General features: G+C 60.9%; 14 protein-coding genes. 12 read left to right on the top strand and 2 right to left on the bottom strand.

The features are described 5' to 3' along the window. Positions 1-47: 47 nt before the first annotated feature. The 11 genes from tsaB (at position 48) to trmB (ending at position 11217) form a co-directional block, all read left to right on the top strand. Positions 48-728: a tRNA (adenosine(37)-N6)-threonylcarbamoyltransferase complex dimerization subunit type 1 TsaB gene (gene tsaB / locus NA8A_RS00875; RefSeq protein ID WP_009449323.1), complete on the top strand. Its 681-nt coding sequence runs from the start codon at positions 48-50 to the stop codon at positions 726-728. Then, positions 728-1213, top strand: coding sequence for a GNAT family N-acetyltransferase (locus tag NA8A_RS00880; RefSeq protein WP_009449324.1), 486 nt, complete (start codon positions 728-730; stop codon positions 1211-1213). Before tsaB ends, NA8A_RS00880 begins: the two co-directional genes overlap by 1 nt. Before the next feature lie 147 nt (positions 1214-1360). Continuing rightward, on the top strand, positions 1361-2266 hold the full coding sequence (gene olsA / locus NA8A_RS00885; protein WP_240532712.1) for a lyso-ornithine lipid O-acyltransferase: 906 nt from the start codon (positions 1361-1363) through the stop codon (positions 2264-2266). A 102-nt stretch (positions 2267-2368) separates the two neighbouring features. Next, a complete protein-coding gene (gene miaB / locus NA8A_RS00890) occupies positions 2369-3742 on the top strand; it encodes a tRNA (N6-isopentenyl adenosine(37)-C2)-methylthiotransferase MiaB (protein WP_177203380.1) in 1374 nt (457 codons plus the stop codon). 59 nt (positions 3743-3801) lie between these two features. Then, positions 3802-4770 (top strand): PhoH family protein, encoded by a 969-nt coding sequence (locus tag NA8A_RS00895; RefSeq protein WP_051017933.1) that lies wholly within the window; start codon positions 3802-3804, stop codon positions 4768-4770. Positions 4771-4810: 40 nt separating this feature from the next. Then, on the top strand, positions 4811-5299 hold the full coding sequence (gene ybeY / locus NA8A_RS00900) for an rRNA maturation RNase YbeY (protein ID WP_009449328.1): 489 nt from the start codon (positions 4811-4813) through the stop codon (positions 5297-5299). A gap of 27 nt (positions 5300-5326) precedes the next feature. Beyond that, positions 5327-6400 (top strand): hemolysin family protein, encoded by a 1074-nt coding sequence (locus tag NA8A_RS00905; protein WP_081581896.1) that lies wholly within the window; start codon positions 5327-5329, stop codon positions 6398-6400. Positions 6401-6769: 369 nt separating this feature from the next. Next, the gene (gene lnt / locus NA8A_RS00910) at positions 6770-8353 is read left to right on the top strand and encodes an apolipoprotein N-acyltransferase (protein WP_009449330.1); all 1584 of its coding nucleotides are present in this window, start codon (positions 6770-6772) and stop codon (positions 8351-8353) included. Positions 8354-8485: 132 nt separating this feature from the next. Further along, positions 8486-8899: a helix-turn-helix domain-containing protein gene (locus tag NA8A_RS00915; protein ID WP_009449331.1), complete on the top strand. Its 414-nt coding sequence runs from the start codon at positions 8486-8488 to the stop codon at positions 8897-8899. A gap of 170 nt (positions 8900-9069) precedes the next feature. After that, entirely contained in the window at positions 9070-10347 is a 1278-nt protein-coding gene (metK, locus tag NA8A_RS00920) for a methionine adenosyltransferase (protein ID WP_009449332.1), read from the top strand. Positions 10348-10509: 162 nt separating this feature from the next. Then, positions 10510-11217, top strand: a complete 708-nt coding sequence (gene trmB / locus NA8A_RS00925) for a tRNA (guanine(46)-N(7))-methyltransferase TrmB (RefSeq protein ID WP_009449333.1) — start codon at positions 10510-10512, stop codon at positions 11215-11217. Between the two features lie 91 nt (positions 11218-11308). Here trmB and NA8A_RS00930 read toward each other — a convergent pair whose 3' ends face one another. After that, positions 11309-11680 carry a winged helix-turn-helix transcriptional regulator gene (locus tag NA8A_RS00930; RefSeq protein WP_009449334.1) on the bottom strand — a complete coding sequence of 124 codons (372 nt, stop codon included), beginning with the start codon at positions 11678-11680 and terminating at the stop codon, positions 11309-11311. A gap of 104 nt (positions 11681-11784) precedes the next feature. On the opposite strand from NA8A_RS00930, the gene NA8A_RS00935 reads away from it, so the two are divergent. Beyond that, positions 11785-12798, top strand: coding sequence for a zinc-binding alcohol dehydrogenase family protein (locus NA8A_RS00935; protein ID WP_009449336.1), 1014 nt, complete (start codon positions 11785-11787; stop codon positions 12796-12798). 106 nt (positions 12799-12904) lie between these two features. On the opposite strand, the gene NA8A_RS00940 is transcribed toward NA8A_RS00935, so the two are convergent. Further along, complete coding sequence (locus NA8A_RS00940; protein ID WP_009449337.1) at positions 12905-13609, bottom strand: GntR family transcriptional regulator; 705 nt, start codon at positions 13607-13609, stop codon at positions 12905-12907. Between the last annotated feature and the right edge of the window lie 50 nt (positions 13610-13659).

The following is a 13659-nucleotide window of genomic DNA, read 5'->3' on the forward strand; positions in this document are numbered from 1 at the left end:
AAAAGGGAAAAGGAAGCCGCATTTTCGGCGGCTTCGATCCTGTGCCGATGAAATATCTCGCCATCGATACCGCTGCCGGCTTCTGTGCGGCCTGTGTCTACGACGCACAGGCCGGTGTGGAGCTTGGCCGCGACGTGATCGAGCTTGCCAAGGGGCATGCGGAGCATGTGATGGCGGTCATTGGCCGGGCACTCGAAAATGCCGGCATTTCCTATGACAGGCTCGACGCGGTCGCGGTTTGTGTTGGCCCGGGCTCCTTCACCGGTGTTCGCGTCGGCGTGTCGGCGGCGCGCGGTCTGGCGCTGGCGCGCGGCATTCCGGCTATCGGGGTCACCTCGCTGGAAGCATTGGCCGTTGAGGCCCGTGAGGTCTCGCCGGGCCAGGCCGTGCTGGTGGCGCTTGGCCAGCGGGCGGAAGGCCTGTTCGCCGCAGCTTATGACGCCGCCGGCGAGGTGCTCATGGAAGCGGCAAGCGTTCCCGTCGACGATCTTGCCGGCTGGGCGCGAAAGGCCAGGCCGCTTCTGTGCGGCAGTGCTGCTGGTCTCGTCGCGGAAAAGGCGGGCGTCACGCTCGCAATGGGTTCGCTCGCAGCCACAGCCGACATCGCCACCTATGCGCGGCTGGCTGCTGCAGGGGGGACGGAAGGCCCGCGCCCGAAGCCGCTCTATCTGCGGGCGCCGGATGCGGCGCCCCAACAGAATTTTGCACTGCCGCGCAGGGAGGCGTGATGGGCCTTTTTTCTCGCCGCAAGGAATTCACCCTGCGGCCGCTCGAAGTGGCGGATAGTCTTTCTCTCTCAGATCTGCATGCAGAAGGCTTCGCGCGCCCATGGAGTGACGCCGAGTTCGAATCGCTTCTCTCGCAGGATACGGTTTTCGGCTTCGCGGTTCTGCCGCTCGGACGGCGCCCCGCCCAACCCGCGGGTTTCGTGCTCGCCCGCCAGGCGGCTGATGAGGGCGAAATCCTCACCATCATCGTATCGCGCGCAGAACGCGGGCAGGGACTTGGCCGTCAGCTGATGGATGCGGTCCTGCGCCGCCTCCATGCGGACAGGGCGGCAGCCCTGTTCCTGGAAGTGGATGAGACCAACGCTCCCGCCGTCGCGCTTTACCGGCGGCTTGGCTTCCTGCAGGTCGGCGGCCGGGCGGACTATTATCGCGACGCCACGGGAACCCGGACAGGCGCGCTCGTCATGCGCCGGGACCTTCGTTAGAGCGTTTTCAGCCGAAGCGGGCCACAGCATATGACGGGCCTGTTCGGTCTTGTGGCAGGAGCGTTGCGCGGGGTTTCGTATGGAATTGAACCGGTAAGCGCTGTGCCGGAACAATGCCGCGTGCAATCGCAACCGAAAGAACGCACAGTGCAGAGATGGGACGCTTCCTTCCGACAAGCGGTGTCCTGCCGCGAAGATGCCGCAGAAACGGGGCAGACAGAGCGGGAAATCCCCGAATTCGAAAGGCCATGGTGGCTGATGCCCGGCAGCTTGCGTTTCCTCATCACGATCCTCGTCGTCGCGCTCTACACGCTGCCTCTTCTGGTGGCGCAGGAATTTGCGTTGCGAACGAAGCTGATGAGCGACCGCCGGATTCCCAGGCTGTGGCACCGCATGACGCTGAAAATGCTTGGCGTGCGCGTTGAGGTGGAAGGCGAGAGGGTTGCCCGTCGTCCGCTCCTGATCGCGGCCAATCATGTTTCCTGGCTCGATATTCTCATCCTCGGTTCGCTTGACGGGGTGCATTTCATCGCCAAGGCCGAAATGCGCCATTGGCCTGTGCTCGGCACATTCGCGCGCCAGCAACGCTCGGTCTTCGTGGAGCGCGACCGACGCCGCGCCTCGCCCGAGCAGGCGCGTGAGATCGCCGAGCGCCTCGCCGATGGCGATCCGATGGTGCTTTTCGCCGAGGGCACCACGGGCGATGGCAATGGCGTCTTGCCTTTCAAGAGCACGCTTTTCAGTGCCGCGCAGCTGGCGCTTGCCACAGACAAGGCGGATGAAGTGGTGGTGCAGCCCGTTGCCATCGCCTACACCCGCACGGGTGGCTTGCATCTTGACCGGCGCGAACGGGCGGAACTTGCCTGGATCGGCGACACCGATCTCGTCCCGCATCTGAAAACTGTTCTGGCCGCCCGGCCGATCGATGTGAAAGTGTGTTTCGGAAAGACCATACCGTTCCGGGCGCAGGGCGACCGCAAGGCCGTGGCGCGCGCTGCCGAAACCGAGGTCCGGCGGATGCTGGTTGAAGCCTTGCGTGGCGGCAAATCCTGAGCGATTGCCATCGGGACAAAGAATCGTCTGTTTTTTGACACGCAAAAACGTTAGGAAACCGGCATGGAACAAAATATCACGCCGGAGATTGGCGCCAGCGATATGACCGAGGCCGCGCGCGCCGCGCAGCCCGAGGGCAAGAAGGTTTTCGTCAAAACCTATGGCTGCCAGATGAACGTCTATGATTCGCAGCGCATGTCCGATGCGCTTGCGGCCGACGGCTATCAGCCGACCGACAAAATCGAGGACGCCGACCTCGTCCTGCTCAACACCTGCCACATTCGCGAAAAGGCCGCCGAAAAGGTCTATTCCGAGCTTGGCCGCATCCGTCAGCTCAAGGAAGAGCGCGGCCGCGATGGCCGCGAAACGGTGGTGGGCGTCACGGGTTGCGTCGCGCAGGCCGAAGGCCGCGAAATCTTACGCCGGGCGCCGGTGGTCGATCTCGTGATCGGCCCGCAGACCTATCATCGCCTCCCCAATGTGGTGCAGCGCGCGCGCGGCGGCGAAAAGATCGTCGAAACCGAATACGCCATCGAGGACAAGTTCGAGCATTTGCCCGCGCCGCGTAGATCGGCCGTGCGCAGTCGCGGCGTCACCGCTTTCCTCACGGTGCAGGAAGGATGCGACAAGTTCTGCACCTTCTGCGTGGTGCCTTATACGCGCGGTTCCGAGGTCTCACGCCCGGTGGCCCAGATCGTGGCCGAGGCAGAGCGCCTTGCCGAGGCGGGTGTGCGCGAAGTAACGCTGCTTGGCCAGAATGTGAATGCGTGGCACGGCGAGGGCGCCGATGGCCGCGAATGGGGCCTTGGCGAGCTTCTCTTCCGTCTTGCCGAGATTCCGGGCCTCGACCGGTTGCGCTACACCACCAGCCACCCGCGCGACATGGACGATGCGCTGATCGCGGCTCACCGCGATCTGGCGAACCTGATGCCCTATCTTCATCTGCCGGTGCAGTCGGGTTCCGATCGCATTCTCAAGGCGATGAACCGCAAGCACACCGGTGACGATTACCGCCGCCTGATCGAGCGCATCCGCGAGGCGCGGCCGGATATCGCCATGTCCGGCGATTTCATCGTCGGTTTTCCCGGCGAAACGGATGCCGATTTCGCGGATACGATGCAGCTCGTGCGCGATGTCGGCTACGCGCAGGCTTTTTCGTTCAAATATTCGCCGCGTCCAGGCACGCCGGGCGCGGACCTTGGAAGTCAGGTGCCGGAAAACGTCAAGGACGAGCGCCTGCAGGCCCTTCAGGCGCTGTTGGTGGAACAGCAGCGCGCCTTCGCCGCGAGCCTCATCGGTCAGACGATGGATGTGCTTCTTGAGAAGCCCGGCCGCCAGCCCGGCCAGAGGGTCGGTCGTTCACCCTGGTTGCAGCCGGTTATTGTTGATGAAAATGCCGGCGAAATCGGTGACATTATTCGTGTTCGAATCACGGAAGCAGGTACGAACAGCCTGTTCTCCGAACCGGTGTCGTAAAGGAGGGGCGCTTGACCGCCAGCACTGAGTTGAAGAACCTGCCCTCCGGGGCGTCCGACATGGCGCACATCGTGCTCACCTTCGACAACAACAAGCTGGCCAGCGCCCTCTACGGCCCCTTCGACGAAAACCTCGCGCGCATCGAGCAGAAGCTCGGTGTCGACATTCGCTCGAAGGGCAACCAGCTTTCCGTTCGTGGCGACAGTGCCGCCGCGACCCAGGCGCGCCGGGCGCTCGACTATCTTTACGAGATGGTTCAGAACGGTGCCGAGATCGCGGCTTCGGATGTGGATGGGGCGGTGCGTCTGGCGATTGCCGCAGACGACCAGCTCGTTCTCCCCACGCTCGAGGGCAAGGGCAAGCTCGCCGCCGCTCAGATTTCCACCCGCAAGCGCACCGTTCACGCCCGCTCCGCCAATCAGGACGCCTATATGCGGGCGCTGGAGCGTTCGGAGATGGTGTTCGGCATCGGTCCCGCCGGCACCGGCAAGACCTTCCTGGCGGTTGCCTATGCAGCGATGCTGCTGGAGCGCGGCGCGGTCGATCGCATCATTCTGTCGCGCCCGGCGGTTGAGGCCGGCGAGCGTCTGGGCTTTCTGCCCGGCGACATGCGCGAGAAGGTCGACCCCTATCTGCGCCCGCTCTATGACGCGCTTTACGACATGATCCCGGCCGACAAGGTCGAGCGGGCACTTGCCGCAGATGTTATCGAGATTGCGCCGCTCGCCTTCATGCGCGGCCGCACGCTGGCCAATTCCGTGGTTATTCTGGATGAGGCGCAAAACACCACGCCGATGCAGATGAAGATGTTCCTGACGCGTCTCGGCGAGAACGCGCGCATGATCATCACCGGTGATCCAAGCCAGATCGATCTGCCGCCGAACACCAGGTCGGGCCTGGTCGAGGCGCTGGAGGTTCTTTCCGACATACCGGGCATCGTCACCGTGCGTTTCGACGAAAAGGACGTGGTGCGTCATCCGCTTGTCGCAGCGATCGTGAAAGCCTACGACCGCAAGGCGCGGGGCTGACCCGCCTTCCAGATGGATTCGCCCTGTGGCTTCGAATGAAATGACCGAAAACGGCCCCGGCATCGAGATCGACCTTTCGGTCGAGGATGGGGATTGGCCGGCGGAAAATGTGCTGAAAGCGCTGGCACAAACAGCGCTGGCCGCTGCCGCCCGCGGTGCGGAGGTGGAGCCCGGCGAAATTGGCCCGATCAGCCTGCTTTTCACCGGAGATGCGGCGATCCGCGTTCTGAACAACCAGTGGCGGGGCAAGGACAAGCCCACCAATGTGCTGTCCTTTCCTGCGGCTCAGGCCCCTGTCCCCGATCTGGAACCGGTGCCCCTTGGCGATATAATTCTCGCGTTGGAGACGGTGCGGCGCGAGGCGGATGAAGAAGGCAAGACCTTCGAGAACCACCTCACGCATCTGCTTGTTCACGGCTTCCTGCATCTTCTGGGCTACGACCACGAGACCGACGAGGAAGCCGAGGAGATGGAAGCCTTGGAACGCGAGATTCTGCAAAGCCTTGCCATCCCCGATCCTTATGCATAACTGTAGGGCTCAATTGACCAGACGGCTATGACAGAAAACACGATGATCGCGGCAGGCGAAGGGCCTCGCAGCGAAGCGCACGCTCCCGAGGAGGGAGACGAGGGATCGAGTAGATCCAGAAATCGCTCCGGCCATGGACGCCAGTCCCTCTGGGAAAGGATGATGATGGCTCTTGGTTTGCGCAATGTCTCGTCGCTGCGCGACGACCTTGCAGATGCCCTCTCCGAACAGACGCAGGACACGGCTGCCTTCTCGCCGGGTGAGCGCGCAATGCTCAAGAACATTCTGCGCCTGCGCGAGTTGCGCGTCGAGGATGTCATGGTGCCGCGTGCCGATATCGAGGCGGTTGAGCTTTCCATAACGCTTGGCGAGCTTCTGAATGCGTTCGAGAAATCGGGGCATTCGCGCATGCCGGTTTACAGCGAGACCCTGGACGATGCGCGCGGCATGGTTCACATCCGCGATGTGGTTGGCCATCTCATCAGCGCCTCGCGTGCCAAGCGCACCCGTGGGCGCAAGCTTCCCGATGCGCCGTCCATCGATCTTTCCAAGGTGGACCTGAATTCTTCTATCGCGGAACTCAAGCTTATTCGGCCATTGCTGTTTGTGCCGCCCTCCATGCTCGCCTCCGATCTGATGGCGCGCATGCAGGCCACGCGCACCCAGATGGCGCTTGTCATCGATGAATATGGCGGTACGGACGGTCTCGTATCGCTGGAAGACATCGTCGAGATGGTGGTGGGCGACATCGAGGACGAACACGATGACGATGCGGCTCCGATGATCGAGCAAACGGGCGATGGCGTGTTCGTGGTCGACGGAAAGGCCGAAATCGAGGATGTCGCCGCCGTTATTGGCGAGGCATTCCATGCTGAAGAGCACACCGAGGATGTGGATACGATCGGAGGTGTGATCTTCAACACGCTTGGCCGCGTGCCTGCCCGCGGCGAGGTCGTCCAGGCGATCCCCGGTTTCGAATTCCAGGTGCTCGATGCCGATCCGCGTCGCGTGAAGCGGGTGCGCATCGTGCATACGCGTGCAGCGGATCGCCGCCGCCGCGTTCCGAAGGCTGCGGAAGAGGCTGAGGCCGAACAGCAATGATCTGTACATCGTGCCGGACGAAGTGTCCGACGCGACGGCTGCAGCATAGAGAAACTCCCGCTCTCTTCCGCTGTGTGGAAATCCACATGCCGCAGCGGCATGCGTCCCTATGTCGCCAAGCCTACCCGAATGCACCCATGCCATGCCGGTGTTGGGCTTTTATCGAACGATAATGTGCTGATACTGGTTCAGGTTGATTCGCAGGTGCCCTGCACGCAGGGCCTGAATCCCGGCGCGTTCGTGTAGCGTATATCCGCGTTGTTTCTGCCAGGCCGGACAGTGGGCCAATCGCAGGCGATACGCCTCGGCGGCATGGTTTCGTTAAAGCTGGCGATACGCCGGCTCAATTTGCTCGGGGCGGGTGTGGGTATGGAAGGTCTCGCGGGACGCGTGATTTTGTTGAGCGGCTGGCGCCGCTCGCTGCTGGCGTTTGCCGCCGGTGTCGCGGCAGCTCTTGCCTTGCCGCCTTTCGACTTCTTTGCTGCCTGTTTTGTCGCCTTCCCTATTCTCGTCTGGTTGCTGGACGGGGCGGTGGGCGAGAGGCGCGGTCTGTTTGCCCGGTTCCGTCCGGCATTCAGCGTCGGCTGGTGGTTCGGCTTCGGCTATTTTCTCTTCGGCCTCTGGTGGATCGGTAAGGCGCTTCTGGTGGATGCGGAAAATTTCGCCTGGGCCTTCCCCTTCGCCGCCGTGGGGTTGCCCGCATTTCTTGCACTTTTCTACGGGATTGCTGCAGGGCTAGCGCGGGTCTTGTGGTCGGATGGCATACTGAGAATCTTCGCGCTCGCCTTTTCTTTTGCCCTAATGGAATGGCTGCGCGCGAATATTTTGACCGGCTTCCCCTGGAACTCGATAGGCTATGCGGCGATGCCAACTGTACTTACCATGCAGTCGGCTAAGGTCTTTGGCTTGAATGGCATGAATGCGCTCGCGGTTCTGGCGTTTTCCTTGCCGTCGCTCATTGGTACACGAAAGAATCGTACAATCGGAATTTGCCTTCTGGCAGGTCTTTTGGCCCTTCATCTGGGCTATGGATATGCCCGCTTGCAATCCAAAGAAGAAGCCGGCAAATCAATTGCGATCCGCATCGTGCAGCCTTCGGTTCTGCAGGATGAGAAATGGGATGCGGCCGAACAGAGCCGCATCTTCGCCCTGCTGCTCGATCTGTCGAATGCGCCTGTGCCTGAAGGCAAAGCAAAGCCAGACGTTATCGTCTGGCCCGAGACGGCGGTTCCCTTCCTTTTTGGCGACCGGCCCGAGGCTTTGGTCCAGATCGGCTCGATGCTGGAGGACGGCCAAACGCTTCTGGCTGGCGCAGTTCGTGTTGAAACGGGAGAAGTTTCCGCAGGGGAACGTTACTACAACTCGGTCGTGGCCATCGGATCAGATGGCGTTATTCAAGATGCTGTGGATAAACTCCATCTCGTTCCTTTCGGGGAATACTTGCCATTCAAGTCAGTCTTGGAGAACTTCGGCCTGGGACCAGTGGTCCACGCGATAGGGCCTTACAGCAGCGGATCATCCCGCCATGCTATTACGGTAGCCAAAGAAGCGCGCATTTTACCATTTATTTGTTACGAAGTTATTTTTCCTCAGCTTCTGTCTGATGCACAAAATAAATCCGATATTTTGCTTAATGTGACCAATGATGCTTGGTTCGGCGTCTCGCCGGGGCCTTATCAACATTTCCGGCAAGCGCAGATACGGGCTGTTGAGACAGGACTGCCGCTTGTAAGGGCTGCAAATAACGGAATCTCTGCGGTTGTGGATCCCTATGGCCGCGTTGTCGATGCTCTCGACCTCAATGCTGTGGGGGTGCTTGATGTTCGGCTGGTGCTGCAAAGAGGCGATAAATTTTCTTTAACTTTGCCTGGAACCAATGCGCCCTTTCTGGCGTTGTGTTTTGGGGTCATGGCGCTGCTCGGGAGGAGTATCCGGCGGCTGAGTCCGAATTGACATGGCGCCATTCGAATACGCATAGTGTGTAAGCCGACTACTCTGGATGGTGTACTTCACAAGCTGGGGGCTCACATGCAGCTTCTGGGGTAGCGGTCAATGGCAACCCCGTGCCGGACGGCGAGGGAATATATGAACAAGAATAAGAAAAAACCGAATCCGATTGATATCCATGTTGGCGGTCGGATCAGGCTTCGAAGAAACATGTTGGGAATGAGCCAGGAAAAGCTTGGCGAAAGCCTGGGGATCACTTTCCAGCAAATACAGAAATACGAAAAGGGTACAAACCGGGTTGGGGCGAGCCGTTTGCAGGCGATCGCCTCGGTTTTGAATGCCCCGGTGTCCTTTTTCTTTGAAGGTGCTCCGGGTGAGGACGGCGACACGGCTCAGGGCATGGCCGAAGATGGTGGCACCTTCGTTGTCGACTTCCTCAACAGCAGCGAGGGCGTTCAGCTGAACCGCGCTTTCGTCAAGATTTCCGATCCGAAGGTTCGTCGCAGAATTATCGATCTGGTCAAGGTTCTGGCTTCTGAAAACCAGGACTGACGGCGCCGGCCAGCGTTAATTGCGCTGGTGCAACGGGGGTAAGCGTGCGCGCGCCCCCGTTTTACCTCTCACAATAGCAGATGCGTGCTTGACCGCGACGGGCCTGCTTGGCTAACAGGAGGGCGCCTGTTGCCGGCGGATAGGCCGGCTTCTTCTCAGAGGGGACACCCGTGGCGCGCAAGACATATCTCTTTACAAGTGAATCCGTTTCCGAAGGTCATCCCGACAAGGTGTGTGATCGCATTTCCGATGAAATCGTGGATCTGATCTATCGGGAAGCCAAGAAAGCGGACATGGATCCGTGGAAGGTCCGTGTGGCCTGCGAAACGCTGGCAACGACCAACCGCGTCGTGATCGCCGGTGAAGTGCGCGTACCTGAGACGCTGCTGAAACACGACAAGGCCGGTAAGGTAGTGACGGATTCCCGGGGGCATCCCCTCGTCAATCCTTCCCGTTTTCGCTCTGCTGCACGGCGCGCTATCCGCGCCATCGGTTACGAGCAGGACGGCTTCCACTGGAAGACCGCAAAAATCGACGTTTTGCTGCACGGCCAGTCGCCGGATATCGGCCAGGGCGTGGACAACGCCGCCGACCGGCAGGGCGAAGAGGGCGCGGGCGATCAGGGCATCATGTTCGGCTATGCCTGCCGCGAAACCCCGGATTTGATGCCGGCCCCGATCTATTATTCGCACAAGATCCTGCAGCTCCTTGCCGATGCGCGCAAGGAAGGCAAGGGCGATGTCGGCAAGCTCGGTCCCGATGCCAAGGCGCAGGTCACCGTCCGCTATGTCGACGGCAAGCCGGTCGAAGTCACCGAGATCGTTCTGTCGACCCAGCACATGGATGAAAGCTGGGACAGCAAGAAGGTGCGCAGCGTCGTGGAGCCCTACATCATGGAGGCCCTTTCGACCGGTGGCATCGCTGTCGCCTCCAACTGCAACTGGTACATCAATCCGACCGGCAAGTTCGTGATCGGCGGTCCCGATGGCGATGCCGGCCTCACGGGCCGCAAGATCATCGTGGACACCTATGGCGGCGCGGCTCCGCACGGCGGCGGCGCGTTCTCGGGCAAGGACACGACCAAGGTCGATCGTTCCGCAGCCTACGCCGCACGCTATCTCGCCAAGAACGTGGTCGCTGCCGGTCTTGCCGACCGTTGCACGATCCAGCTTTCCTACGCCATCGGCGTTGCCCAGCCCCTGTCGGTCTATGTCGACCTGCACGGCACGGGCCGCGTTTCCGAAGAGGAAATCGAACTGGCCGTGCGCAAGGTCATGGATTTGTCGCCCACGGGGATCCGCAAGCATCTCGATCTCAACCGCGCGATTTATGCAAAGACATCGGCTTACGGCCATTTTGGACGCAAGGCTGGCCGCGATGGATCCTTCTCATGGGAGCGGACGGACCTGGTCAAGGCGCTGAAGCAGGAGCTGGCAAAGGCCGCTTGAGCGCCCGTTGGCAGGGAAACCCCGCCATGGCTGAAATGAAAATGTGAAGCGCCGCCGCGAATCCCCCGGGATGCGCGGCGCTTCGGTTTCTGGGACTGTCTGGCGCGAGCGCCGGGAATGAGGAAAGTGGCGCGGAAATGCGTCCGGTACTGGGGAACATGCATGGCTGAAGAGCGGCGCACCCGATCGACGGAAGCCTTTTACGGGCGCAGACATGGCAAGACGCTGCGCCCGCGTCAGGGTGCGGCGCTGGACGCTTTCCTGGCAGCAACGCTGATCGATCTGGAGAAGCCGTCGCCTGCGGAAATTTCCGAGCTTTTTTCCGTTGCCGTGACATCCGTTCGCCTGGAGATCGGTTTTGGCGGCGGAGAGCATCTTCTGACGCAGGTTGAGCGCTACCCCGAAACGGGCTTCATTGGCGTGGAACCTTTCGTCAATGGCATGGCAAAACTTGCAGCCGCAGCGGAAGAAGGCGAAACCGGACGACCGTCAAACCTGCGTGTCTATGACGACGATGCGACTGAGGTGCTCGATTGGCTGCCTGAAGGCTGCGTTGAGGGCATTGACCTTCTTTATCCCGATCCGTGGCCGAAGAAGCGGCACTGGAAGCGGCGTTTCGTGAGCCAGGTCAATCTGGACCGCTTTGCCCGGGTTCTGAAGCCGGGCGGGTTGTTCCGCTTTGCCTCCGATATCGACACCTATGTGAACTGGACATTGATGCATTGCCGTGTCCATCCGGCGTTCGAATGGGTGGCGCAAAGCGCGCTCGACTGGCGCACCCCCTATGAGGGGTGGCCTGGCACGCGGTACGAAGCCAAGGCAATCCGCGAAGGCCGCCCCCCGGCCTATCTGACCTTCCGCCGCCTGTAGGGCATCCCGCGCTCTGCCTTCGTGCCGCGCGAATGCGGAACGGCACGGGACAGATCGGTTGAAAGCGCTCCGGCCCTGCCATGGCTGTGGTTCACGCGGCGTCGGCGCTCGCATGCGGTTTTCCGAACAGGCCGATATGTGTGTCGCCCCAATCCTTCAACGCGAGAAGAATGGGCTGCAGGCTGCGGCCAAGTTCGGACAGGCTGTATTCCACCTTGGGCGGAACCTGCGCGTAAACCTTGCGTTCGATCAGACCGTCGGCTTCCAGATCGCGCAATTGATTGGTCAGCATGCGTTGCGTGACGCCGGGAATGCGGCGGCGTATTTCGTTGAAACGCAGCACCTCTTCCTCCATCAGATGGAAGATGATGACGCATTTCCACTTGCCGTCGATCAGGCTGATGGCTGCTTCCACGGCGCATCCCGGATTTCGGCTGAAGTTCGAATGGCGTACCTTGCTCAAAACGGTATCCTTTTTGACACTATAGGCATCGTTTGTGCGTATTGGCTTAATTCAAATGTAGATTAAGTTGCGCCCTCAACGAACGCAATCCAAAGGAGAGGCGCATGAAAGCCGTTGCCTATCAGGTTCCCGGAACCATTGACCGTGAAGACGCTCTCGTCGACATCGAGCTGGAAACGCCGAAGCCCGGCGCGCGCGATCTTCTGGTTGAGGTGAAGGCGGTTTCGGTCAATCCGGTCGATACCAAGATCCGGCGTGCCGTCGCTCCTTCGGAAGGGGACTGGAAAGTGCTCGGTTGGGATGCGTCCGGTATCGTCAAGGCCGTGGGCGAAGGCGTGACCATGTTCAAGCCCGGCGACGAGATCTGGTATGCGGGATCGCTGGTTCGTCAGGGCACCAACAGCGAACTCCATCTGGTCGACGAGCGCATTGTCTCCCTGAAGCCGGCCTCGCTGAGCTGGGCTGAAGCGGCGGCTCTGCCGCTTACCTCCATTACGGCATGGGAAATGCTCTTCGACCGCCTCAACGTGATGCGACCGGTGCCGGGCGTGCCCAATCTGGCGCTCATCATCGGGGGCGCGGGTGGCGTCGGCTCCATTGCCATCCAGCTTTTGCGGGCCCTGACCGACGTGACGGTCATCGCCACGGCTTCGCGGCCCGAAACGCAGGCCTGGGTGAAGGAGCTTGGCGCTCACCACGTGATCGATCATTCCAGACCCTTGGCAGCCGAGGTGGAAGCATTGGGCGTCGGAGCGCCGGGCTTTGTCTTCTCCACCACCGAAACCGGCAGTCATCTGGATCAGGTGGTGCAGCTCATTGCGCCGCAGGGCCGGTTTGGCCTGATTGACGATCCCGAAATGCTCAACATCAAGGATTTCAAGCGCAAGTCGGTTTCCATCCATTGGGAATGGATGTTTACCCGCCCCGTCTTCGGCACGCAGGACATTGCTGAACAGAACCGCTTGCTCGGTGAGGTCGCCAGACTGGTGGACGAAGGCAAAATCCGCACAACGCTCGTAGAGACGATGGGCACGATCAACGCTGCAAATCTCAAGAAGGCCCACACGCTGATCGAGAGCGGAAAATCGCGCGGCAAGGTGGTTCTCGAAGGGTTTTAGAGCCTTCTGCAGTCGGGTGATTCCACCAGACATCCGCGCAACCGGGAATGCACAGAAGATGGAGCGGGGGCAGCGTTTTCATGAAGCGAGGCCCCGCTCCGGCGGTTCAGGACGACACATAGTCCAGCAATCCCTGTCCGCCATTCTCAATATCGTATTGCATCGCGCTGCGGGCCTCTTCCGGCTCCTTTGCCCGCAGAGCCGCGATAATGCGCACATGTGGATGTGGGTCCCAGCCCTCCGGCACGCCTGAATCATACAGATGGGTCAGAATGGGCCCGCATCGAACCCAGAGCCCCTCGACGATTTCATAGGTGACCGGCAGATCTGCGATCCGGCACAGTTCCAGATGGAACTGTGTATTGAGATCGACCGCCGCAAGGAAATCCTCCTCGCGCTGGGCCGCGGCAATGCCCGCATGTATCTGTTCGAGCCCGTTGATCTGTTCTTCCGTTGCGCAGATAGCCGCTTTCTCGGCGCACCGCCCCTCCAGATCGACACGGATGCTGCGGATTTCCAGAAGCTGGTCGCGCGTCAACTGCGGAACGGTCACCGTGCCGCGTGCATCCAGCATCAGTGCCCGCTCGACGACAAGCCGCGTAAGCGCCTCGCGCATCGGTGTCGCGCTGATGCCGAAACGCGCCGAAATGGGCCTGAGCGGCAGCTGGTCTCCAGGCTTCAGCCGGCCACGCATCAAGGCGGAGCGCAGCTCCGAATATGCCTGGTTGCTCAGGCTCTCTTTGACGATAGGTCGCACCCAAGCCTTTGTTTCGTTTTCTGTTTCCGGCGCGAGCCGGGGCTGTCTGCTCATAGGTCAAATCCTGTTGACAGGGGTGTTATAACAAATAACATATAACACGA

The sequence above is a fragment of the Nitratireductor indicus C115 genome (assembly GCF_000300515.1).
Classification (GTDB): Bacteria; Pseudomonadota; Alphaproteobacteria; order Rhizobiales; family Rhizobiaceae; genus Nitratireductor; species Nitratireductor indicus.

Coding starts and splice junctions, on each gene's coding strand:
- trmB (WP_009449333.1), top strand. CDS start 10,510: ATGGCTGAAGAGCGGCGCACCCGATCGACGGAAGCCTTTTACGGGCGC.
- NA8A_RS00935 (WP_009449336.1), top strand. CDS start 11,785: ATGAAAGCCGTTGCCTATCAGGTTCCCGGAACCATTGACCGTGAAGAC.
- lnt (WP_009449330.1), top strand. CDS start 6,770: ATGGAAGGTCTCGCGGGACGCGTGATTTTGTTGAGCGGCTGGCGCCGC.
- miaB (WP_177203380.1), top strand. CDS start 2,369: ATGACCGAGGCCGCGCGCGCCGCGCAGCCCGAGGGCAAGAAGGTTTTC.
- tsaB (WP_009449323.1), top strand. CDS start 48: ATGAAATATCTCGCCATCGATACCGCTGCCGGCTTCTGTGCGGCCTGT.
- NA8A_RS00895 (WP_051017933.1), top strand. CDS start 3,802: ATGGCGCACATCGTGCTCACCTTCGACAACAACAAGCTGGCCAGCGCC.
- NA8A_RS00880 (WP_009449324.1), top strand. CDS start 728: ATGGGCCTTTTTTCTCGCCGCAAGGAATTCACCCTGCGGCCGCTCGAA.
- ybeY (WP_009449328.1), top strand. CDS start 4,811: ATGACCGAAAACGGCCCCGGCATCGAGATCGACCTTTCGGTCGAGGAT.
- NA8A_RS00915 (WP_009449331.1), top strand. CDS start 8,486: ATGAACAAGAATAAGAAAAAACCGAATCCGATTGATATCCATGTTGGC.
- NA8A_RS00940 (WP_009449337.1), bottom strand. CDS start 13,609: ATGAGCAGACAGCCCCGGCTCGCGCCGGAAACAGAAAACGAAACAAAG.
- NA8A_RS00905 (WP_081581896.1), top strand. CDS start 5,327: ATGACAGAAAACACGATGATCGCGGCAGGCGAAGGGCCTCGCAGCGAA.